At 36.4% G+C, this 22,523-nt stretch carries 21 protein-coding genes; 4 read left to right on the top strand and 17 right to left on the bottom strand.

Annotated features, from left to right (window positions below; translation table 11 throughout):
• Window positions 1-64: 64 nt before the first annotated feature.
• The 4 genes from ACP8HH_RS08725 to ACP8HH_RS08710 form a co-directional block, all read right to left on the bottom strand.
• Window positions 65-628: a sulfurtransferase TusA family protein gene (locus tag ACP8HH_RS08725; protein WP_438318733.1), complete on the bottom strand. Its 564-nt coding sequence runs from the start codon at window positions 626-628 to the stop codon at window positions 65-67.
• Window positions 629-661: 33 nt separating this feature from the next.
• Complete coding sequence (locus ACP8HH_RS08720) at window positions 662-970, bottom strand: rhodanese-like domain-containing protein (RefSeq protein ID WP_438318730.1); 309 nt, start codon at window positions 968-970, stop codon at window positions 662-664.
• Window positions 971-1,033: 63 nt separating this feature from the next.
• Window positions 1,034-1,528 carry a DsrE/DsrF/DrsH-like family protein gene (locus ACP8HH_RS08715; protein ID WP_438318727.1) on the bottom strand — a complete coding sequence of 165 codons (495 nt, stop codon included), beginning with the start codon at window positions 1,526-1,528 and terminating at the stop codon, window positions 1,034-1,036.
• Window positions 1,529-1,804: 276 nt separating this feature from the next.
• Window positions 1,805-2,491 carry an endonuclease V gene (locus ACP8HH_RS08710; RefSeq protein ID WP_438318724.1) on the bottom strand — a complete coding sequence of 229 codons (687 nt, stop codon included), beginning with the start codon at window positions 2,489-2,491 and terminating at the stop codon, window positions 1,805-1,807.
• Between the two features lie 196 nt (window positions 2,492-2,687).
• Between ACP8HH_RS08710 and ACP8HH_RS08705 the strand changes: the two genes are divergently transcribed.
• A complete protein-coding gene (locus tag ACP8HH_RS08705) occupies window positions 2,688-2,873 on the top strand; it encodes a hypothetical protein (protein ID WP_438318721.1) in 186 nt (61 codons plus the stop codon).
• Window positions 2,874-2,907: 34 nt separating this feature from the next.
• Entirely contained in the window at window positions 2,908-3,060 is a 153-nt protein-coding gene (locus ACP8HH_RS08700) for a hypothetical protein (protein ID WP_438318718.1), read from the top strand.
• A gap of 210 nt (window positions 3,061-3,270) precedes the next feature.
• Here ACP8HH_RS08700 and ACP8HH_RS08695 read toward each other — a convergent pair whose 3' ends face one another.
• From ACP8HH_RS08695 to ACP8HH_RS08685, 3 genes are all read right to left on the bottom strand, one after another.
• On the bottom strand, window positions 3,271-6,441 hold the full coding sequence (locus ACP8HH_RS08695) for an ATP-binding cassette domain-containing protein (protein WP_438318715.1): 3,171 nt from the start codon (window positions 6,439-6,441) through the stop codon (window positions 3,271-3,273).
• A 592-nt stretch (window positions 6,442-7,033) separates the two neighbouring features.
• Window positions 7,034-7,750: a YwaF family protein gene (locus tag ACP8HH_RS08690; protein ID WP_438318712.1), complete on the bottom strand. Its 717-nt coding sequence runs from the start codon at window positions 7,748-7,750 to the stop codon at window positions 7,034-7,036.
• A gap of 116 nt (window positions 7,751-7,866) precedes the next feature.
• A complete protein-coding gene (locus ACP8HH_RS08685) occupies window positions 7,867-8,526 on the bottom strand; it encodes a hypothetical protein (protein ID WP_438318709.1) in 660 nt (219 codons plus the stop codon).
• A gap of 898 nt (window positions 8,527-9,424) precedes the next feature.
• Between ACP8HH_RS08685 and ACP8HH_RS08680 the strand changes: the two genes are divergently transcribed.
• Window positions 9,425-10,303, top strand: coding sequence for a DMT family transporter (locus ACP8HH_RS08680; RefSeq protein WP_438318706.1), 879 nt, complete (start codon window positions 9,425-9,427; stop codon window positions 10,301-10,303).
• A 171-nt stretch (window positions 10,304-10,474) separates the two neighbouring features.
• Here ACP8HH_RS08680 and ACP8HH_RS08675 read toward each other — a convergent pair whose 3' ends face one another.
• The 6 genes from ACP8HH_RS08675 to ACP8HH_RS08650 form a co-directional block, all read right to left on the bottom strand.
• Window positions 10,475-12,427, bottom strand: a complete 1,953-nt coding sequence (locus ACP8HH_RS08675) for a bifunctional metallophosphatase/5'-nucleotidase (protein ID WP_438318703.1) — start codon at window positions 12,425-12,427, stop codon at window positions 10,475-10,477.
• 416 nt (window positions 12,428-12,843) lie between these two features.
• Window positions 12,844-13,302: a MarR family winged helix-turn-helix transcriptional regulator gene (locus ACP8HH_RS08670; RefSeq protein ID WP_438318701.1), complete on the bottom strand. Its 459-nt coding sequence runs from the start codon at window positions 13,300-13,302 to the stop codon at window positions 12,844-12,846.
• The gene (locus ACP8HH_RS08665) at window positions 13,299-13,775 is read right to left on the bottom strand and encodes a glutathione peroxidase (RefSeq protein ID WP_438318698.1); all 477 of its coding nucleotides are present in this window, start codon (window positions 13,773-13,775) and stop codon (window positions 13,299-13,301) included. Before ACP8HH_RS08665 ends, ACP8HH_RS08670 begins: the two co-directional genes overlap by 4 nt.
• 446 nt (window positions 13,776-14,221) lie before the next feature.
• On the bottom strand, window positions 14,222-15,136 hold the full coding sequence (locus tag ACP8HH_RS08660) for a glycine betaine ABC transporter substrate-binding protein (RefSeq protein WP_438319085.1): 915 nt from the start codon (window positions 15,134-15,136) through the stop codon (window positions 14,222-14,224).
• 5 nt (window positions 15,137-15,141) lie between these two features.
• Complete coding sequence (locus tag ACP8HH_RS08655; RefSeq protein WP_438318694.1) at window positions 15,142-15,990, bottom strand: ABC transporter permease; 849 nt, start codon at window positions 15,988-15,990, stop codon at window positions 15,142-15,144.
• Window positions 15,983-17,245, bottom strand: a complete 1,263-nt coding sequence (locus ACP8HH_RS08650) for a quaternary amine ABC transporter ATP-binding protein (protein ID WP_438318691.1) — start codon at window positions 17,243-17,245, stop codon at window positions 15,983-15,985. Before ACP8HH_RS08650 ends, ACP8HH_RS08655 begins: the two co-directional genes overlap by 8 nt.
• Window positions 17,246-17,451: 206 nt before the next feature.
• On the opposite strand from ACP8HH_RS08650, the gene ACP8HH_RS08645 reads away from it, so the two are divergent.
• On the top strand, window positions 17,452-17,988 hold the full coding sequence (locus tag ACP8HH_RS08645; protein WP_438318688.1) for a GbsR/MarR family transcriptional regulator: 537 nt from the start codon (window positions 17,452-17,454) through the stop codon (window positions 17,986-17,988).
• Between the two features lie 177 nt (window positions 17,989-18,165).
• Here the strand turns inward: ACP8HH_RS08645 and ACP8HH_RS08640 are convergent, their stop codons facing one another.
• The 4 genes from ACP8HH_RS08640 to ACP8HH_RS08625 all read right to left on the bottom strand — a co-directional run bounded on the left by ACP8HH_RS08640 (window position 18,166) and on the right by ACP8HH_RS08625 (window position 22,511).
• Window positions 18,166-19,050: a Gfo/Idh/MocA family protein gene (locus ACP8HH_RS08640; protein WP_438318685.1), complete on the bottom strand. Its 885-nt coding sequence runs from the start codon at window positions 19,048-19,050 to the stop codon at window positions 18,166-18,168.
• A 17-nt stretch (window positions 19,051-19,067) separates the two neighbouring features.
• Window positions 19,068-20,369, bottom strand: coding sequence for a hypothetical protein (locus tag ACP8HH_RS08635; protein ID WP_438318682.1), 1,302 nt, complete (start codon window positions 20,367-20,369; stop codon window positions 19,068-19,070).
• A gap of 67 nt (window positions 20,370-20,436) precedes the next feature.
• Window positions 20,437-21,495, bottom strand: coding sequence for a dihydrodipicolinate synthase family protein (locus ACP8HH_RS08630; RefSeq protein WP_438318679.1), 1,059 nt, complete (start codon window positions 21,493-21,495; stop codon window positions 20,437-20,439).
• On the bottom strand, window positions 21,495-22,511 hold the full coding sequence (locus ACP8HH_RS08625) for an NAD-dependent epimerase/dehydratase family protein (RefSeq protein ID WP_438318676.1): 1,017 nt from the start codon (window positions 22,509-22,511) through the stop codon (window positions 21,495-21,497). Before ACP8HH_RS08625 ends, ACP8HH_RS08630 begins: the two co-directional genes overlap by 1 nt.
• Window positions 22,512-22,523 lie beyond the last annotated feature (12 nt).

Below are 22,523 nucleotides of genomic sequence, written 5' to 3'. Positions count from 1 at the left end.
GTATTATTTTTCGTTTATATATAGCGAAAGAGTCCATACACCCCTTCACTATCCATTCTTACTCTTAGACTTTCTTCACTAATTCTCCAGACCAACTTGTCATCCCAGGTAAAACATTAAATACGTTTGTAAAACCATTATTGTCTAATTTTTTAGCAGCTAAATCACTACGTTTTCCCGTACGACAAACTATATACACTTCTTGATCTTTATCTAATTCATTCAAGCGAGCGTCTAAATCGCCCATTGGAATCGATTTTGCACCCGCTATATGACCAAATGCGAATTCGGCTTCCTCTCGGACATCCAAAATTAGACCGCCATTGCTTGCACGTTCAATGATTTCTTCATTGGAAATCGTTTGTTCAAATATTTTTTCAGCAAAATCATCATCCGAACATTTTCGAATATAATGTGTTAACACATCGTCTTGCTCTATCGTTCCTATATATTGATGTCCAACAGATTCAGACCATGCTGCCAAGTCTGCTTTAGAACCTTTGTCAGTAGCAGTAACCTCCAAAACCTGGCCATCCATGAGTGTGCTCATTACCTTTTTCGTTTTTATGATTGGCATTGGACATGCTAATCCCTTTGCATCTAATTTTACATCTGCTTTAATCGCCATATGAAATCCTCCTTATACCATAAAAGGTATACTTTAATTGATTTTTTTGTTTCGCTCTTCTTCCCAAGCCATCATTCCACCTGTCATGTTTGTAACGGCAAAGCCCCATTCTTGTAAAAAAGCTGTCGCTTGACCGCTGCGTCCACCTGAACGACAGACAATAATATATTCCTTGTTTTTATCTAGTTCATTCATACGAAACTCAAGTAACCCTAGTGGTATATTGACGATTCCATTAATATGCCCTTCGCGGACCTCTTCTGCTTCACGTACGTCAATCATATTTAATACTTCATTATTTGCTATTTTTGCTACAACTTCTTGAACTGTAATTTCATTCATGTCTCTCATCCTTCCGATTCACTTATTCTACTAAGAATTTATAATATCGATACAAACTGCTTTTTAAATGAACAAATTCACATTACCATGCTGCGCATCTGCTAAATAAGCCGCAACACCTGCGTACTCTATTCCATCTAACAACTCATCCTGTTGTAACCCAAGAAGATCCATTGTCATCGTACACGAAACCATTTTAATCTCTTGTTCCTGTGCCATTTCAATTAGTTGGGTTAATGTTAATGCATTATGTTTTTTCATAACATGTTTAATCATTTTAGGACCCATACCTGCCATTTGCATTTTTGACAGACCCAACTTTTCTGCACCGCGTGGCATCATCCATCCGAACATTTTTTCTAGGAGTCCTTTCTTAACTGGTACAAACCCTTGTTTTCGGAGCGCATTAATCCCCCAAAACGTATGAAATATCGTTACTTCATGATCATAGGCCGCTGCTCCATTTGCGATAATATATGCAGCCATTGCCTTATCATAATCCCCACTGAATAATACTATTGTTGTTCTTTTCTTTTCCAATTCTCTATCTCCTCGCATATACCTATACGGGTATTTTAATTACCAAAAAAAATAATTTCTCATCATCATTAGATTGTATATACAAACTGAATTCGTGCTTTTGTTAGTTTGTGCTTCATTAAATATATACCCCCACCAGTATATTGTCAATGAAAACAATTCCTTTATTTTTAGTTTGTAATTATTTCCTACAAAAAAATTGTTATCGACTTCGCTTGGCTGTTAAGAAACAATTATATATTTGGTTGGGATTAGAATCCATAACATCAATTACTTCTTCAATACAAGACATTTTTATTTAGATATTAAGTCTCTTCTAACCAAACGTGTTTCTATATCCGCTAATCTCACTGGAATTGGAAGACGACTTTTCTCATTTACACAGGTCATCACTACTTCAGTACTTGTAGCTAAATCTATCCAATTACCACTGGACACAAATATAGGTTTTACATCTTTCACCGTTCGTAAAGCCCTTCCATAAATGTCCCGTCCAATTCGAATATCTGTAAAAGCTCCGGATTCTTTTTCCGGTATCGTAAAAGTTGCATTTTCGATTTTAAGATAATTTTTCGCTACACCAATAGTTGGTTTATTTAAGTAAAATGAAGCGTGTGTTGCAAGTCCCATATGTCGATAGTGTAAGTAGCCATTTCCATCAAACATATAAAGGGTAGGATCCACTGTTAACTTTTTAACAGCTTCCAATACTAAAGGTAATTCTCGAAATGCAAGAAATCCAGGGATATATGGTACTGTGATTTTTCCGTTACTAGTGGATTGGTCAATCACCTCTTTTGTTATGTAATCAATTACAACGATGCAACAAACTCCATATTGAATGCCTTCTTTCTCCCAATACGCCAAATCCACCCCCGCAATTCGTTTGATTTCTTCAGTTTTAAAATTATTTTTCAAGCTCACCTTTGCTAACATAGCTTTTTGGATTCGAATATATTCATTAACAAGTTCATTTTGCATTTTGTTAATCCACTCCCCTTTTCTAATAGTCTGCCCATATTAATATAAAATTTCTATCTGAGTACACCGGACACTTTTCGATCTTTCTAGTTCAGGTGACACCCTAGGTTATTAGGCGGATACATTAGCTTAATGCTAAGTTCATATGCTTTTTCATGCTAGAATAAGGGTAGAAACTAATAGGGGTGAACGAGCTTTGTTTAAGAAGTTATTTATTTATATATTAATGCTGGCAATTGGTTGTACATTTTTAGTATTAGCAATCGTACTTGATTTTCCTGAAAAAATTAAGTGGCCATTATTAGCTATTGCTATTATTTTGAATGGAATAAGTGCAGTTGCCGCAATGAAATATGGCCTGAAAGAGATGAAACCGAACTAATCAACTTTGTTTTCCACAGGGAGAAGCGTTATCTATGAAACGCCCTGCTAATTATCGAATCATGCGAATTGTCTGGATGTCGGTCGTGTTTTCCATTCAAGTAGCATTATTCCAACGTCGGTTTCGTGTTAAGCTACAAAACCGTTTATTCGCAGGAGTTATTTCATTAGGTGCAGTCACGACCTAAGTTTATCGTTTAATAGACGATTACAGTGAGTTGATGATCGGCTCGGGTGTTGTTCTATTGATTTCATTATGGAGATTTCACCGATTAGGGAAATGATGGAATACCTTTCAATCGACGGAACTGTAAACTAGATAATAAGTAGCCCAATACAATTTAAAAACCGAACAAACTTCACATTAGAAGTTTGTTCGATTTTTCATTTAATCATATTCAATTGTTTTGCTCAAGACATTGATAAACCGCCATCATATCTCTCTTATTTAACTCGCGAATACGATTGAAGATTGGAATACCAGCAACAGCCTCTGTATATAGGTTTTTCTCAACAACATCACTTACTTTACCAGTGAGCCATGTTTCAACTGCTATGCCTTCGACAACTTCCAGAAGTCCTTCATCAGTGATGCCACTTTCATTACAGCTCACACATGGAATTGTTAATTTATTTACTCCATCATGGAGATTATCTTCTGTAATGACTTTCTTTCCTTTACAGAAAGGACATGGATGACTTTTTTTAATCTTATTAATTTGGGTAACAATTTTTTTAAATCCAAAAGCTTCATAAACATACGTTAGTTTTTTGTATTTTCCATTTGTGAAATACTTATCAATGATTGTTTCTCTCGTCTCAGTGATATTCTCAAAATCACAGATGGTAACCTGGTTGTTCGTGCTGATGGATTTGATATTGTCTCTAATTCGATCCCAAAATGGTAAGGCATTTTGCAATACCACTTCATAACCAACAAAGCTTGCCATTTCGAGTTCAAATATTTTCAGCGCAACTTGTGTTTCCCTAGGCAGTAATGAGACATCTTCCGTCAAAATCATATCTCCGCCAACAATAGATTTCAATTTTACTAGTTCCGGTAACGCTCCTACTGTTTTCAATGCTTGATCAAGCGTCTGGTTTATTATCTCACGAATATCTGTATCGCCAAATTTGAGCTGTTTATGATGGTTTAACACAGACCCTTCGCAAATCGGACAAGTAATCATCTCTTTAGATGCTTTCATATCCTCTTTAATACTCGATTTCGAAATGGACATATACATCCCAATTATGCTATTAAAGCCTTGCCATGTTCTCCGCGTTTTGGCCTCTTTATCATAAAACGACTTTTCCAAATACCCGTATAAAAAGGTATGCTTTTCTTCATCTGTCATCTCATTATAGCTCTTGCTCATATCGTGGCCGAGCTCATTCTTAATTTCATCAAAAATGAATTCCAATCTTGAAAATTGATAATATTTTAATACCTCCATCACATCTGAATGTAGTAAGCCATCCCAAAATGGAGCGTTTTTGTCTTGAATCACAACATCTATATCAAACTTTTCAATCTGACGACGGCCCGAGCAGGACGGACAATGGTTGTCTTTAGAATAGAAATCGAAGCTACTCGTATTTTTATTGGTCGGATGCGCTGCTACAATATGATTGATCAAGCCGCCCATTTCATAGAGAAAACTATATTGACTATACAAATGCCGTTCTAAATCAATGGCGATGACGGGTGCAATTGTTTCGGACTCGTATTCACCATAAATCAAGCGAGCCATTGACGATAAGCTTTTTAAAATGCCGCCCTTATAGATGTTTTCTGCATTTCTATAATAGGCAATTTGATTTTCTTTTAAGTAATTAACCCCATTTTGTTGTTTAAGTGTTGAAAAAATTTGGAGTGGAGCTACCGGATCCGTACTGTTTTGCCCGCGATAATACTCATCATGACTGACAACATCAAGATGCTCCACAGGCGCAAGCTGTCTTTCACCAAAATCCACGATAAAATCAGAGTTCTCTAGCATATACGAGTTATGTTCAATCATGATCATTGTGACAGATTCATCCTCCAGAATGACCCGGATACTATCAATGAATTGATTTAAAATATTTTGTGATAGACCTTTTGAAGGTTCGTCAAAAATAAAAAGCGTATGTGGGTTTCTCGTGTTGCCAAACAACTCGGATACTAGATGGACACATTGAAATTCACCCGTCGATAAGGACTGTGTTTTTCTTTCCAACGTCAAATAACCAAGTCCTAGTTTGATCAATAAGCCGAGGCGTTTATGAGCGATGTCTTCATTTGGCAGTTCATCAATAATATCTTCAATCGAGCGCTCAAAAACATCATCAATATCCTCACTATATTTATCAAGTCTCCGTTTAATATCAAGAAATGTCGCAACGGTTGACCGACTGGTAATCGATTGGTTTCGATTTTGTCCAACCATTACGAGTTTATCTTTTGGATATCGCTTCAGAAAATCTTTGGCCATACACTCATTAACAAGTGTAGATTTACCACATCCAGACTCACCCGTAAAAGTAATAAGTCTATTTTTGGGAATCTGAATTTCATCCATTTGAATAGTACGACAGTGAAGATCGTGAAATTGATAGGTTTCTGTTGGCATTGCCTGATTTCGTTCCCAAGTGATTGGTTTTGGACGTGGGGATTCTTCAACAATTTTCCCGCCATATTTACCACTACCCGGTCCAAAGAACAATTGCTCATCCGTTGCGTCGAGCACCGAGTCAGAATGGTCAATGAGCCAAATCTGATTTTTATTGCCCAATTGTTTAACCTGTTCTAAAATTTTGAGTAGTGTTTTGTGATCAAGACCCACGGAGATTTCATCAATTATAATCACGGTATTTTCACTTGTTGCCATGAATTCTGCCAAGTATAATCGTGTTAATTCTCCCCCTGATAATGTGCCCATAATACGATTCAATGTTAAGTAACCAATATTCATATTGATCATGTTTTTAAGAATATGTTGTTTCGCTTCACTAATATGTAATTCTTCTCCAAGGGAAAGAATCGATTCAATGCTTAAGTTGTTGATATCGGAAATACTATGTGGTTGATCCAATAATTCTATTCTTTTTTGCTCAACTTCCGGATTATAGCGCTTCCCCTTACACTTTTTACATTCAATATTTTTAGTAGTTCCACGACCTTTACAACCTTTACACCAGCCTAGCTCATTATTAAATGAAAAAACTTCAGGAGACAATTGTAATTTATCAGCCAGAGCAGAACGGATGTCTTTAAATACTCCTGTATGTGTGCCAATTGTAGAACGAGGGTTGGAAGAAATCGCCGACTTTCCGAGAAATAGTACTAAAGGCATTTCTTCCATCTTTATAGCACTGAAATTGGTATTCATAATATCAGGGAATAAATACTGATATTCGGCTTTTGGCAATAAGGAGACCAACCGTTTCTTAGATTCTTCACCAATTGTTTGACAAAAAGTTGTTTTTCCAGATCCAGACAACCCAGCAATTCCCAACGACTTATCTACTGGTAATTCTGCATCTAATTTATGGATATTGTTTGCTATTAACTGATTTATTTTCATAGTGAACTGATCTCCATTCTCCAAGGTTAGTACCATCAATTTTGCGTAATTTGATTATTACTAAGGTTATTGGTTAAATCGATTCTTAATTCCATTAAAAGTGACGCTTTCCAAGTTCCGGAAAAGCGTCATTTTGTTTAAAAACTGACTATTTATAGAAAAATGCATTTTCTAATTGATCCTTAAAGTAGGCAGCAAAGAAGTTGAAGAATTCCGTTCGATTAAAATGTGGATGGACAGTTCAATCTTGCCCTTTCTTCAAAGCCTATATAGCAGTAGGGCTTTCTCCTTCATTTACTTAAGTGTAAGATATATTTTGTCGCTCGTCCAATTCAAGTATATCGCTAGCTACAATTTCATTCCACTATTTATTAAGTGCTGTCAGAAACTGTTACTGATTTCCGACGCCTTGTTTATATTATTATCCCAATCCTTTTCGCAAGAGAATCCGAGTCTGTTAAAGCGTTCGATTCTTGCTAGATTGAATTGCACATTGATAATCTAATGATGCATCTGAGTTTACTTTCCCCTCCAACACCACTTTTTATACTGAATTTTGATTGGACTATTTCTTGTTAGGGTATTTAAACAATCATTTCCAAGACTTTGAAGTGCAGTGTTTCCCACTGAACAACAGCCACAATATGAAAAACATTAAAAATGAAATGCCCTCAAGTGATAAGATATACAAGGGATAAGGGCCTAAGAAATCTAACAAGCTATCACTGTTTGGTTTGCTTTTCAAAAACATGTAATTTCCATCGAATAATAAATTTACTACAACTACTAACGGTAATAGTAAGTTTAATATAACCAATGTCCTGATAGCCCCTTTGAATGTAGGTCTGTATTCTTTAATCCAAAGATAGTAAAAGGCTGTCAAAATAATTCCTGTATGTATATAAAAGAAATGGATAAACCTGAAGTGTGGAAAACCGACATCTAAAACAGGTGTAATAACCGCTTGTAATGCGCCTCCAATTCCGGCGTAAAATACGAAATCAATTAATTTCTGATTACCTGTCCAAAGTAAAAGTATCGTAAATACAAGACTAATACTGCATAATTCAAGCGGCAATGAATTACTTAAATCCCATCTTCCAGTGTTTATCATCCAAACATGATATAGGATTTCCATTGCCAATAATGAAATTGCAAAAAGACGTTCGAACCGCTGTCTATACATAGACTGAACTCCAGATTTGTTTCTAAAGGAAAACAATAATACTAACAACAGTAAAAGTATCCCTAATGACACAAAATGTGGTGTAGAAAAAAATGTGAATGAAGGTATGTTGGATAATGCCATCGATTTCAACCCATTCCTATTAAAGACTTGCTCCCCATATCTTGAATAAAAACAACTCTTTCCAAGTGGCATCCCATAAATTATTCATATATGCATATAACGGTATTTTTATAGGATCATCTACTAATCAAAGAGCCACAATAAAGGCATTGACCGACTTCCCCTGTTTCAACTTTATTATTCGCTCCGCAACCATTACACGATACTAACTGCATTTCAATTTTACGATCCGAAAATGAATTTATCGCACTATTGTTGTTAACACTATCTGCTTGTATGAACACAACTTCATCTGTATTAAAATTAATATATATATTATCAAAGTATCCTTTTTTAATCATTTCTTGAATATCGATTATCGCGATATCGTGTGTAACGGGAATGGCTGATGCAATCGACGAAATGGAACGCAAGCTTTTATTTACAATCAAATCAATATACTTTTTATGTTTTACAGCATTGATTGTCGCTTTTTTACCAACACGTACAAGTGCAACTCCAGCAATAACAAAAAACAACATACCAAATGTACCGCTAAAAAAGCCGTCTTCTATAGTCGATAGCCAAAACATAAGCCCTATGCTTATAATTACCCAGCCCCAAATAGTCATTTTTCTGCCTGAAGATAACGAGGCTTGTCTATCTATGCTCATTTTTCTAACAAGGAAAAAGAGCCCCACCGGCCAAAAAATAATGAGTAAAAAAATTACGAGTCCCCACGAGTGTGATTCTGACTTCACGTCGTTTTTCACGGAAAAATTATAGTTTGCTTTCATATTGTCTTTCCCCCTTCTGAAGTTTCAACCAATTTGATAAGCATTGTATATATTCACTTTAAGTAAAAGATGAAAAGAGATAGATTTTCCATTATCCAAGTTGAATAGTATGTATCTAGTATAGTGTATAAGCTGAAAAAGTTCTTGAGTGACTTGAATAAAAAAGGACTATTGTGCAATGGGCTCTTTGAAATAGGTTCTACGAATGAAGAAATCTCAGAAGTTCTTTTATAGAATGCTAGAACGTTTATACGTATACTAAAGATAGTAGAATATAGGTTTATCAAATAGGGGTTTTCAAATGAAAAGAAAGATTAAACTAACCGCAGGTATTTTACTTGTATTGATAACAGTAGCGCTCTTTTTTAAGGAGACTATTTTTATTCTCAAGCGGTGCAAAATGAGGTGAAAGGTATTATTGCAGATAGTTCATATAGCAGTGACAAAGAAGAACTCTTACATCAATTGAAGCACATCTACAATTTACCTGCATTTCCTCTATTAAACGTTACGAGTATCATTACGAATATATGATTTGGATATACCTTCGGAGAAGCTTCCGTGGTCGATCACGTACGAATCCCTTATTCATAATCCATGGGGATGCGGATGACCTTGTTCCCACCGCTATGGCAGAACAAATCTATGAAGCCGCGGGTGGTGAGTAAGAAATGTGGATTGTTCCTGAAGCGGGGCATACTAAGTCCTATGACAATAAAACGATCGAATTCGAAGAACATATACAAAAGTTTTTAGTTGATATACTAATCAATGGATGATGAATTGGATTGTCGAACCTTTAGCCAATCCGATTTTTCCATAAGATTCTTATGTCTAAATTGATATTCCAATACCCTGAATAGTCGGTTAAGGCATTCAAATTGAACCGGAGGATTTTATGACGAATCGAAATAAAGGTATATTATTAATCATTTTATCAGCATTCGGTTTTTCGCTTATGACATTATTTGTTAAGCTTTCAGGTGACGTACCTACACTACAAAAGACCATTTTCAGAAATGGCGTAACAATGATTATTACATTTTTCCTCGTCATTTATTTTAAACAACGCTTATTTGGCAAACGTGAAAATCAATCGTTGTTACTGCTCCGCTCAGTTTTTGGTGGAGTCGGCATTGTCTTACTGTTTTATGCAATTGATAATCTTGTTATCGCAGATGCGGATATGCTTAATAAAATGAGTCCATTTTTCACCATTTTATTTGCAGCTATTTTTCTGAAAGAACATGTAAAACCTTTTCAATTATATAGCATCTTCATTGCCTTTTTGGGCATGCTCTTTATTATCAAACCATCATTTTCACTAGATATTGTTCCGTATGCCGCGGGTATTCTGTCTGCAGTTTTCGCAGGCGCCGCTTACACTGTACTAAGGGCGCTTGGGAGCCGGGAACAGTTTTATACAATCGTTTTTTACTTTTCAGGTTTTACCACAGTCATTCTTTTACCATTTGTGATTTACATATATGAACCTATGACACTTCAACAAACAGCATACTTACTGCTGGGCGGTCTGTTTGCAACAGTTGGTCAATTAGGCATTACACTGGCCTATAAGTTAGCACCTCCTAATGAAATTTCAGTGTTTAATTATTTCACAGTCGTATTCACTGCCTTACTTGGCTTTACTTTTCTCAGCCAAGTACCGGACATCTATAGTATCTTAGGTTATGCAATCATTTTTGGTGCATCACTTTACATGTTCCTTAAAGATAAAGGCGGCGAAATTGTTCCCGCTAAACTGGCTAAGAAGTAGTGCTTTGTCAGCCGACAACTTTTTTTCCGTCATAAAATCGATATTCTGAATGGTATTTAAAAACCATGCCGCAATGGCAATCATTCTAAAGAAACTAGAGGAATAGAATAAACAAAATATAAGCTACTACTCATTTATCCTTGTGAGTAGTAGCTTATTTCTAGACAATGTTTAAGTTAAGAGATTCTTAGGTACGCGAATTCTATTTTTACGTTTTCTTCGTTTTACTATGAACGTTATAAGTAAAACTACTGATATCAGTAAAGTAAGGAGGATTGCATAAATAGTTACTATAAATTGATTAGGGTTTTTAAGTATTGCAATAATATTCGAATTCTCTTCCACGATTTTTCTGTTTTTCATTTCTTTGTAATAAATTGGAACTTGTGGAACACCGCCTACTTTATCAAAGGACTTAAAGTAGTTTGCCATTGCATACCATTCTTTCACTTCCTGATTGCCATTCATATAAATAATTTGTTCCTCAAAGTTTGTAACAGGTATACCTTCCTTAGTCTTTGGAATGACAGACAGAATCCCAAAAGACTTTTCATTTACATAAGGGAGCATTTGGGCGGAATACAATCCTGCTACAACCCGGTAAAGTTTATCTTCATCAATCTCTTCTTTTATACCGTCGAAGTCTTGCAAACTCACATCAGTTACTTTGTTGAAAATCAGTCTTTTTGTATTAAAAGTATAACTTAAACCAGCTACATATAACTGAACCTCATTCATGATGGGTTGAACAGATGCGTCCACTTCAGCAATGGTCTTCAATTCTTTACCAGTCAAATAAATATTTAAAAGAGGATACCCTGATATTTCATCCGGTCCTATCCCTAAAGAATTGACATTAAAAACATTTGAAACGGTTATATTTCCTTTACTAAAGGAATCCCGAATAGTACCATATGGCATAACAGCAGCAGCGATTGGTTCGTAATCGTTTCCTTCAAGTTCTTTAATCGTATAAATAAACGAATCTCCAATCAAGTTCCCTATTGGTTCTTCTTTCTGTTCAGCGCCTAAATCCGAAAAAGCTGTAAAAGCGAATGGAGAGTATGCAAGAACTTCGTCAAATCCCATTTCAAAATCATTTAGGTAGTTCTCCTGTACGATTTCTTTATACTCATCAATTAAATCGGAAATCGTAGGATCCGCAGCTACGGCATAATCGATTAATACTAATTCATAGTTATTTAATTTCCATTTTCCATTGTCATTTTGCGAAATATTAAGGACTCCTAAATTTTCGCCGTATTCTCCAACAGATCCTATAATCGTATCCCCTACTAAAATAGGTTCTTCTAATAATGTGTGGCTGTGCCCACTTATAATGACATCAATATCGGGTACACTTTTTGCCATTAGTTCGTCTTCTGATTTGGATTTTTCATCAGATGTACCAGAATGAGAAACAGCAATAATAAGGTCAACTTTTTCATCATTCTTCAATGTAGCAACCGTAGATTTAGCGCTTTCAACGATATCGCTAAATGTTACCCCAGCCATAGGAGCATTCCCATCTGCTTCTTCACCCATTAAACCAATGATTCCGATTTTAATTCCTTTTCGCTCCAATACATGATAATCTTGCACATCATACTCTTCCATCGCTTTTTTTAAATCTAGTAAGTTGGCGGGTATTTTACCATCCTCATCTGTCGGAAAAACAGTATTTGAGGCAACGATAGTTGGCAACTTATCGCCACTTTCTTTTGCAGTTCTTAAACTAGCTGCTAAGCCCGCTGCTCTAAAGTCAAACTCATGATTCCCTAGTGTTGTCGCATCATAACCCATTAGCCCCATTATTCTAAGACTAGGAGCATGCGAGGCATAGATTGTTTGAAATAAGGTACCCATCGCAAAATCTCCAGCATCTACTAATAATGCATCAGGATCTTTTTCTCTTTGTTCTTTAATGGTACTGAATAAGCGTGCATAACCACCAACCGTAATTCGTTCTTGACCTTTACGCACTTCAAACGGAAGAAAATTGTCATGTAAATCATGAGAGAAAAGAATTGTGATCGATTCTTCAGGTGAAGAAGTGTTCCCGTTTGAACTATTAATGCTTACTATCACTGCTATTACTGCGAGTATTGATAATAACCTAAACACTATTTTAATAATTGTAATTCCTCCCCTATCTTGTGATAACCAGACACCATAATATACTCTTTAAACATATGCTTCTTATACCCTTTTAAATAGAGATTGTCCTTATCAGTTCTGTTTACTCTTAATTTTACGGTTCAATCCATACTTATAGTAACCCTTTTCTGAAATTTTAGAAGGAATATGGTTTTTATTTCCTTTAATAAAAATGGTGTATTTTCTCTATCTTCATTATATCGGAACAGCCTATCTTTAAACGAATAAAAAATAAATTATTTGTGGTTGCAAGTCTACGAAACTATTATGTTTTACGGAAATCTAATTCATAATGCAAAACAGACTAATTGGTTATGAAATGCAACGATTAGTGGCGAAATAAAAACAGAGACCCGTTAACTAGGTCCCTGCTTGTTTGTTCTCTATCTTTTAATACCAGGCGGTTTTGACCGCTCTTTCAATTTCCCATGTAGCTCATTCAACTTCGCCATCAGCTCTTTGTATTCAGTTAGGCTGATTTTGCATAGTTGAATCTCTTCAGTGACTCGCTGTGTGATGTTGCTTTTTTCCTTATATGCTTTCTTTTCAAGCGAGACATATACTTTCCGTTCATCGTCTGTTGAACGAGTTTTACTGAGCCAGCCATTTCCCTGCATGCGGGAGATCATTGGTGTGAGCGTGCCAGTACCTAGACCGAGTTGCTCGCCTAGTTCTTTCATCGTGATTCCATCACGCTCCCATAAAGCAAGCAGGACCAAGTATTGCGGATACGTAAGTCCGAATGGCTTCAGTACGCTTGAATACAGCTTAGTGAATTCTCCAGCCGTTTCATAAACAGAGAAGCACAGCTGTTTATCAAGCGCCAGAAAGTCTTTCATCATAACAACTTTTCTACATCTTCTGCTAGTTTTTCAGGAGCGGTTTGGGGTGCGTAGCGCTCAACAACTTTTCCGTCGCGATCTACTAGGAATTTCGTGAAGTTCCATCTAACTTTCTTCGAGAGCATCCCTTTTTTCTCAGAAGTTAGGTGGTTGAATAACGGATCCGCCTCATCACCATTAACGTTGATTTTCGCCATAATCGGGAACGTTACACCGTAATTCAATTGGCAGAACTCAGTAGTTTCATCAATATTATCGAATTCTTGATCATTGAATTGATCGCAAGGAAAGTCAAGAATCATTAGGCCATCCTCTTTGTATTTTTCGAATAGCGATTGCAAACCGCTAAACTGCGGAGTTAACCCACATTTACTCGCTGTGTTTACAATGACTAAAGGCTTACCTTCATACTCTTTCAATGACAGGGTATCACCATTTGGTTTCTTTACTTCAAAATCGTAAACTGATACCATTCTAATTCCTCCTTTTATTTTCTAGTAATTTCGATTTCGACATTTAAAGTTAAAACATTTAAATATATATCGTACACGATTTAGTCGTAGTCGATTTAAGTTATTGTTACACTATATTTGCTTGAGTGTAAGAAAATTTAGAGGTGCCTTGAATAGCGTCTAACTTGTGTAATGGAAAGTCACAAGAGTACTTTAAACACGTGGAGGAATAAGCATTGGACACTCTGAAAATAATGCGAGTAACAAATACCTTTTGCCTGATTATCCAACTCACCCATGCTGCGCAACAGATTGAGACAGAATGTAATCGGATCTTCCCCAGTTTCAGTATCTGCCCGATTTTTTCTGATCATATTGCATCGTTTCTTTTTCAGCATAACTACCCAAAACCAAAAAAATACCCCAGTTCCACTAAGGAAACTGGGGTAAAAATTCTATCACACTTATTATTTCAAGTCTTCAATCGAATCGATGTCCATATATTGCGGTACAACAAGTCCGACTTTGACACCTTCCATATTGATTCCTAAATCTTCAAAATCACCATCGAATTTTTCAGCATACGTTGCGTGTGTAAGTGGTAACCACGCCGCAAGTGTTGCATCCGCGCTGCCGTCGGAAATCGCTGACCACATTGGACCTGCTTCAACTTGCACCAACGTAACATCATAACCTACTTCTTCTAGTACAAGTTTCATAACGTTGTGGCTTGCGATTTCACTATCCCATGCAACATATGCAAGTTTAATTTTATCGCCATCGACTGCATCCACGCCATTCGTCCACTCTGCTATTTTTTCTTCGTTTGCATCAACCCAATTTTGTGCTGCATCTACTTCATTTTCTCCACCTTGGATGGCAATCATCACTTCACCCATATCGTCTTCAGACCAGTTGAAGTTTGAAAGAACTGCGTGTGCTTCCGGTAAATCATCTGCAAGTCCAAGACGTCCGATTGAATGAATTTCTTCTTCTCCGCCAAACGAACCTTTCGGATCTTCAAGGTATTTCAAATCAAATTCTGCAAATTTCCAGTGTGGTGTCCAGCCCGTAACGATAATTGGCTTTTCACTGTCATACGCCTTTTTTAATGCAGCTGTCATTGCAGCACCCGAACCTGTTGTAAGCGTCCATTCGTCTAGTTCATAGTCAGCAATCGCTTTGTCTGCGGCTTCCATAATACCTGCACCTGGGTCAATCCCAGTAATTTTATAATCGACGGATTCCCCAACAGATTCTGTTGAACCTCCAGTAGTACTATCGTCTGTTTCTTTTTTTCCTTCGTCCTTGTCATCTCCGCATGCTGCAAGTCCTACCGCTAGTAGAGCAACTGCTCCTAGCCCGAATATTTTCTTCTTGATTGTCATTAATTATTTCCCCCTTGTTTTTTGGTTCCGGCATGTTGCGTAATTCTGTCCAATATAATCGCTACGATTACAATGGCCACTCCCGCTTCAACGCCGACACCTGTTTTCAACTGTGTTACAGCCTGATACACATTCACACCAAGTCCCGGTGCACCTACCATTGAAGCAATCACAACCATTGACAGGGAAAGCATAATGCTTTGGTTAACGCCTGCCATCATGGTTGGTTTGGCGAGCGGAATTTGAACTTTGCTCAACCGTTGCCACGTTGTTGAGCCAAATGCCTCCGTTGCTTCAATCAAATCTTTCGGCACTTGCCTAATACCTAACATTGTTAAACGGATTGTCGGTGGCATCGAGAAAATAACCGACGCAACAACTCCGGGCACAACCCCTATATTGAAAAAGAAAATTGCTGGTATCAAGTAGACGAAGGCTGGCATCGTCTGCATGAGATCCAGAATTGGGTTAATAACTTTTCTTGCAGATGCTTGCTGTGAACCCCAAATCCCAATCGGTATGCCAATGGCAATCGCGAAAAAGACAGCTGTGAGCACGAGCATGAGCATTTGAAGCATTGGATACCAATAACCCAAGTAATCTATAAATAGAAAACCTACTAATGAAAAAATAGCTATTTTCCTAGTAGATATTAACCACGCTAGTAAAGAAAAAATTACAACAAGAACAATGGAAGGCACTAATGCAAGAATATCTACTGAACTTTCTACTATCGTTTCTAATAAAATCGAAATTCCATCAAAAACAGGACCAAATGTATCAGTAAGCCAATCGACACCGTTATCAATCCAATCCGCAAATGGTAATCTTGGTAAGAACTTATCCATTTGTATTCACCTCTGATTCCGGTTCTACGATTTCATCGACAATTCCATTTTCGTTAATGAACTGATTATTTCCAGCCAATGCACCAATTAGAGCACCACGTATGATGATTCCTTTTACCCTATTTTCGCTATCAACTACTGCAACAGGAATTGTTGCGATTGAAACCTTATCAAATAAATCAGTCAACAAACTTTCTTCTGGAATCATAATAACATCAGTAATTAATACTTCTTCAAGTAACTGATCATTTTCAGTTGCTGTCAAGGCATCTTGGGCCGTTACTGCACCAAGTAAACGTCCACGTTTATCAACAACATAAATTGATGAAATACGTAAACGTTTCATAAGTCTAAGTGCAACTCGTGCACCCCGATCTACTTGAACAGTATCTGCATGCTTCATAATATGAGCTGCCGTTAACACTTTTGATAAATCAACATCTTCAACAAAACGTTCAACATACTCATTAGATGGGTTCATCAATATTTCTTCGGGTGTACCGATTTGAACAATTTCCCCGTCTTTCATTAGGGCTATGCGATCTCCTATACGAAGGGCCTCATCTAAATCATGTGTGATAAAGATAATTGTTTTTCCCATATCACTATGAAGTTGCAAAAGCTCATCTTGCATATCTTTACGAATAAGAGGATCTAGTGCGCTAAAGGCTTCATCCATAAGTAATATATCTGGATCATTTGCGAGTGCACGTGCAAGACCCACTCTTTGCTGCATTCCACCGCTTAATTGGCTCGGGAATTGTTCTTCATATCCAGCTAATCCAACGAGTCCTAATGCCACTTTCGCATCCATTTCACGCTCTTCCTTAGGAACACCTTGGATTTCTAAGCCATATTCCGTATTTGCAAGAATCGTTTTATGTGGAAAAAGTGCAAAGTTTTGGAACACCATTCCTATTTTTTTACGTCGAAGCTTTCTAAGTTGTTCATTGTTCATTTTGACAATATCGTCTCCGTCTATCAAAACTCGACCTGAAGTTGGCTCAATAAGTCTGTTTAATAAACGGACGAGTGTGGATTTACCACTTCCGGATAAACCCATAATGACAAATATTTCACCATCATAAACTTCAAACGTCGCATTTTTCACACCAACAGTTGCGCCCGTCTCTTTCAATATTTCATCTTTAGACTTACCTTCACGTAGCAGCTGTGCCGCTCGTTTACTGTTTTTGCCGAAAATTTTAGTTGTCTGTTTGACTTCAATTTTCTTTTTGGCTTCATTTTCTAACATCCGTACACTCCCTACAAATCTGATATCTTTTGATGTTTAATAGCATAACTGTAATCTGTTTGTAATACAACCAATATCCCTATTCGTATTGTACGTAAAGTTTTTTCTGTATACAAGTTTGATTTTCACTTTAATCTAAACTAGACTATACTAAAAGTACTGGAATCTTTTATTTCGTTTTTAATTATAAGGAGGCTCTCGTTTTTATGGATGGTAAAGAAAGGCTTGAAAAGGCACGTAAGCGCATTACGGAGTCTATTGCACAAAATATACATCTCTATGGTCTTCCACCTTCTGCAGGTAGACAGTACGGTATGATGTTTTTTCAAAATAAACCATCTACATTGGATGATATGTCCGAAGAACTTGGTATGAGTAAAACCAGTATGAGTACCTCTATCCGTGCCCTATCCGAGGCCAAACTTGTAGAGCGTGTTTGGGAGCGCGGGGTACGGAAGGATTTATATGAGGTTAATGATGATTGGTATCAAAGCTTTATAGATACATTTACGATGAGATGGAGAAGATCTGTGACAATTCATTCTGCTGCAATTAGAAAATCGCTTTTGGAACTAGAACAGCTTGCAGAAGATGAATCCATCAGCACAGCTATTTTAGAAGAAGTAAAAGCAGATATGGATAAACTTATCTATATTAAGAAATACTATGAATGGCTTGACCGATTAATAAACGCCTTCGAAGACCATGAAATATTCAACCTTGTGCCTATGGATGTTGATTAAACTAAAATAACTTAAAAGACGACACTTCATTTAAACTAAAATGAAGTGTCGCCTTTTCCTATTCAAGCATATATTTTAGATTACAAAAACAGTCTTATTATTGAAAGGCCTATAATCCCATTTCATTTAAATGTATATAGTATTTGAATTATTTTATATTCAGATAGAACTTTTAAATTAAAAATGACTTTCCCAATTATTTATTTCTTCTAATAGTTTAATAATTTCAGCAGTTTCCTTTAACGTAACAGGAGAAATCCCCGTTTTAAAAAACACAATCATTTCCTCTAACAAATTAGCATAATAAGGTCTTTCTTCCTTCCAAAGTTGAAAAGTTTTAACATCATTTTCGAAATGAAGAACACCTCCAAATCGGTTGTGCCAATCATAATCTCCTCTAATAATTACTTCATTTTTATTATTAAATAGTAAGGTTAATTTTTCAAATTCTATTTCATTTTTTGATTGTTCTCGACCAATCACTTTTACATCTGTCCCCATTAAAGAAATAACCATTTCAATCATGTGTATTCCATACCAAAAGTATCCAGGCATTGCTTTTTCTATGGGAAGTGGTCCATAAATATAACCACCTACTACATCTTTCATCCCGTCATTTCGTATTCGTTTTACTGAATCTGCGTACCGTAAAGAAGACGAACTCATTAATGGGGTCCCGTATTTTAAACTTAATTTAATTACTTTTTCCATTTCTTCACTATTCATAACGATAGGCTTATCTACAAAAATCGGTTTTCCATAGGTTATTATTTTCTCTATCCATTCTAGATGATTTCTTCCATCAACAGTTCCAAGTATCACGGCGTCAATTTGACTAAATAAAAAGTCTACATCATTAACAATTTCAACCCCATATTTATCTTTTACTATTGAAAGATACTTAGGAAATCGATCACGACTCATTGCTAAATCTTCGGAAAATATAGGAAGGGCATGTGTAATTTTCGCACCCCTTATATGATTAGGATCAGTAGTATCATTCAATAAACGTGTGAAAATTTCGCTATGAGATGTATCCAATCCAATTAAACCAATCTTCATAGTAAATCCCTCTTTTCCTATTCTTTAATCGAAAAGATTTGTCTCGGTCTACCCCTTGTTGTAAGTTTTTCGACACCAACTACTTCAATGATTTTGGCATCCAACCAAGTCTGTATAATTCGGTGGGAACTTCTTGTTGTTACTCCTAGTATTTCCGCCATTTCATGAGCAGAAAACTTATTATTATTTTTTCTTTTCACCATCGAAAGGGTCTTTTCCAAATAGGCTGCATTTGTTCCAATACTTTTTGCTTTCTCAATCAAATTTTGATCAGTTACAGAAAGTGGATACTTAATAGGCGCTATTAAATCAATCGGTCCAAAAACCTCTCTATCTTCGCGTACGATAAAGCCACATCGTCCCCCATAACTTTTAGCTTGAAAAACGGCTGCACGTGCATTTCCTCCTGCTTGAAATGCACTTTCACCGAATCCGATACCTATTGATAAATTTATATTCAAACTTTTTTTTGCTTCATCTAATATAGGTAGGGATTTATATCCTTCCGTGATTCGTTCAAATGCACCTCTGTTGGTGACAAACAAATACTCATAATCACTTAATGTTGTTAAATAGCCTTCAAATTGCTCAACAAATTCAAATAGAATTTTATATATTTGATGATTTCTATTTTGCAGTTGTTTTTCTGTTGCAAATTCCTTCATATAGGCAGTATCATCAATGTACACACGGCCGAAAACAATTTGCATTTCCTTTTGCTTCCTTTGAGTAGTTGAAAGTAACAATCTTTCCAAAATTACAATCATATCTTCTTCAGTAGGGATTAACCATTCGCTAACAATTCCCTCCTCTTTAAGCTTTTCATGAACAGATTTCAAACTTGTAACAACTACACAATTTTTAACGTCCTTCACAATTTTTTTATGATAGTTAACAATTTCAATTACCGGTGAAGAACTCACGGTTTCATCGAGAAATGTATAACTAAAAACTTCGTTTAAGGATAACCTTACAGAATCAATGAAGGGTGTTTTAATTCCATCAAAACTAATATGATCCCACTCTTTTTTGCGTCGCAATAAATACAGAGCCCTGTATAGACCTGTCCCTTTTAAAGGTATATAAAAAGTCGGCATTGGTGCAGGAATTGATTTTCTTGCAATCATATATGGTACTCTACCTGAATATAGCAAACAATCTACTTGAGTCGAAAGTTCTTGAGTAAATACATCGGCATCTATTAGATTATCCGATAATCTGAATATCGGAATCATTGAAGGAAAACGATCAAAACATCTTTGAAGTGCTTCCCTTATCCAAAGTGGACCAATCACACCAACTTTAATATGAATTGACAAATACAATCCCCCCGTAATAACCTGATACTAAAAGACACACTCTAATGAATGTGTCTACGTGTACTAATTATACATGGTTTTTAGACAGTAAAAATTCTAGAATAAATTCTATGTCATTCAACTCAGGGTATTCTTGTTCGACTCTTGTAATTTCTTCAGCTTGACCTTCACTTAATACTTCATTTTCAGCAAGACACCAATTTCCCCGAAGAAGGCCTTGTCGTCTCAACACCTCATTGATGCCGGATATACTTCCTTTAAACTGATTGGCAGAATCAAAAAATGCAGCATTTGAATCTGTTACTTTTTGTGCAATTGTTAGCCACTTTTTATCAATTTTCTCTTCTTTTCTAGCTAATTTGATGTCTTCAAACATTTTGACAGCACTTTCAGTCCAAACCGACCAGTGGCCTAATAACCCACCTACAATTTCTTTTTCACACGTTTCGCCATTCTTTTTAAATTCATAATTTGTAAATAAATCAAGTACAATATTATCATCATTCCCAGTGTAAAGTGCAATTTCATCCGTACGATTCGATTCACAAACTGCTCTTACAACATCAAGTGTTTGGTAACGATTAAAAGGTGCCATTTTAATGGCTAACACATTATCGATGTTAGCGAAGTCCTTCCAAAACTCATAACTAAAAGCTCTTCCACCAACAGCTGGTTGCAAATAAAAACCGAAAACTGGAAGTATATTCGCAATTTTTCGTGTCCGCTCAAGCAAATCCGATTCTGTATAATGATTTAATCCGCCATTACTTAACAGCACCATGTCATAGCCAATTTTTTTTGCCAATATAGCTTCTTCGATTGCTTGATCAGTTGGGCCACAAACTCCCGCAACCATAAGTATTGTTTTTTTTAGTACTGTATTTTGAACTTCCTCTTTAGCGAGTTGAAGTACTCTTTCATACAGATTAAATTTAGGATCTCGGATTTCAAATTGAGTTGTATGGACCCCTACTGCAAGACCATCCACACCTGCGTTTAAATAGTATTGAGTAAGTTGCCTTTGTGATTCTTCATCCAGACTCTTGTCCTCAAGCAATGCAAGGGGATGTGCGGGAATAAAAGCACCGTCATGAAGCAATTGAAGTTTTTCAATTGACAGTGACATCAGAATTGCCCCTTTCTCTCTTGGAAATGTGTCGGTTTATCCAAGGTTTCTTGATCGTTTGAAACCCACTCACCCGTCCATTTAATTAACTCTCGAATAGAGATGCTCGGATATCCGAATAACTGATGAGCCTTGCTCGCATTATTTAACAAAGCTGTCTCTTGTTCCTCACCTATAAAGACAGGTGCCTTCCCAAAGATTTCGCCAAATTCCTCTGCAATCCATCGCACCGGAAGAGTTTCAGGACCAGTAACATTTAATATTTCTGGTGGATGTTTTGCTAACAGTAAAGAACGTAAAGCATATTCATTTGCATCTCCTTGCCATATTACATTCACATGACCCATTGTAAGATCAATTGGTTTTGAATGATAGACAGACTTTGCTATTTCTAATAACACTCCATAACGCATATCAATTGCATAGTTTAATCGGAAAATAGTTAAAGGTGTTTCATCTCTATGAGAAAAATGAGTAAATATTCGTTCTCTACCTAAAGAAGATTGCCCATATTCACCAACAGGTGCTACAGGATGTGATTCATCACAGCCTCCTTGCAGGACAGGTACAAGTGGATAAACATTTCCCGTAGAAAAAGCTACTATTCTTGCACCTGTGAAATGCTCAGCTACCCTGCCTGGTAAATAAGTATTCATGGCCCATGTATAATGCTCATTGCCAGATGTACCAAACTTGTTCCCTGCCATATAAATTATATTTTTCTCCCTAGGTAGTGCACGCAATTGTTCTTCGTTCATTAAATCTGTAGCAATTGTTTCGATTCCAGCTTTGTTTAATTCTTTTTCCAAAGTCCCTGAAGCGAATCTTGAAACTCCTATTACTTTCTTTTCAACCCCTGCCTCTTGAATCGCCCGTTTTGCCATCACTGCCATTGTTGGGCCCATTTTACCACCAATACCAAGAATCATAATGTTTCCATCTATCTTTTTCATATCCTCAATAAGTTCCTTGGATGGAGTAGTCATTATTTCTTCTAATGTTTTTACATCCTTCATCCCAAACACACT

Origin of the sequence: Sporosarcina sp. FA9, from assembly GCF_051550205.1 — a bacterium.
Lineage (GTDB): Bacteria > Bacillota > Bacilli > Bacillales_A > Planococcaceae > Sporosarcina.
Note: the sequence above shows the minus strand (reverse complement) of the source record. Positions and strands in the feature narration are given on the sequence as shown.

Excerpts from the sequence above, each read along its gene's own strand:
- ACP8HH_RS08725 (WP_438318733.1), bottom strand. The coding sequence starts at position 628 with ATGGCGATTAAAGCAGATGTAAAATTAGATGCAAAGGGATTAGCATGT.
- ACP8HH_RS08720 (WP_438318730.1), bottom strand. The coding sequence starts at position 970 with ATGAATGAAATTACAGTTCAAGAAGTTGTAGCAAAAATAGCAAATAAT.
- ACP8HH_RS08715 (WP_438318727.1), bottom strand. The coding sequence starts at position 1,528 with ATGCGAGGAGATAGAGAATTGGAAAAGAAAAGAACAACAATAGTATTA.
- ACP8HH_RS08710 (WP_438318724.1), bottom strand. The coding sequence starts at position 2,491 with ATGCAAAATGAACTTGTTAATGAATATATTCGAATCCAAAAAGCTATG.
- ACP8HH_RS08700 (WP_438318718.1), top strand. The coding sequence starts at position 2,908 with ATGAAACGCCCTGCTAATTATCGAATCATGCGAATTGTCTGGATGTCG.
- ACP8HH_RS08695 (WP_438318715.1), bottom strand. The coding sequence starts at position 6,441 with ATGAAAATAAATCAGTTAATAGCAAACAATATCCATAAATTAGATGCA.
- ACP8HH_RS08690 (WP_438318712.1), bottom strand. The coding sequence starts at position 7,750 with ATGGCATTATCCAACATACCTTCATTCACATTTTTTTCTACACCACAT.
- ACP8HH_RS08685 (WP_438318709.1), bottom strand. The coding sequence starts at position 8,526 with ATGAAAGCAAACTATAATTTTTCCGTGAAAAACGACGTGAAGTCAGAA.
- ACP8HH_RS08680 (WP_438318706.1), top strand. The coding sequence starts at position 9,425 with ATGACGAATCGAAATAAAGGTATATTATTAATCATTTTATCAGCATTC.
- ACP8HH_RS08670 (WP_438318701.1), bottom strand. The coding sequence starts at position 13,302 with ATGATGAAAGACTTTCTGGCGCTTGATAAACAGCTGTGCTTCTCTGTT.
- ACP8HH_RS08665 (WP_438318698.1), bottom strand. The coding sequence starts at position 13,775 with ATGGTATCAGTTTACGATTTTGAAGTAAAGAAACCAAATGGTGATACC.
- ACP8HH_RS08655 (WP_438318694.1), bottom strand. The coding sequence starts at position 15,990 with ATGGATAAGTTCTTACCAAGATTACCATTTGCGGATTGGATTGATAAC.
- ACP8HH_RS08650 (WP_438318691.1), bottom strand. The coding sequence starts at position 17,245 with ATGTTAGAAAATGAAGCCAAAAAGAAAATTGAAGTCAAACAGACAACT.
- ACP8HH_RS08645 (WP_438318688.1), top strand. The coding sequence starts at position 17,452 with ATGGATGGTAAAGAAAGGCTTGAAAAGGCACGTAAGCGCATTACGGAG.
- ACP8HH_RS08640 (WP_438318685.1), bottom strand. The coding sequence starts at position 19,050 with ATGAAGATTGGTTTAATTGGATTGGATACATCTCATAGCGAAATTTTC.
- ACP8HH_RS08630 (WP_438318679.1), bottom strand. The coding sequence starts at position 21,495 with ATGTCACTGTCAATTGAAAAACTTCAATTGCTTCATGACGGTGCTTTT.
- ACP8HH_RS08625 (WP_438318676.1), bottom strand. The coding sequence starts at position 22,511 with ATGAAGGATGTAAAAACATTAGAAGAAATAATGACTACTCCATCCAAG.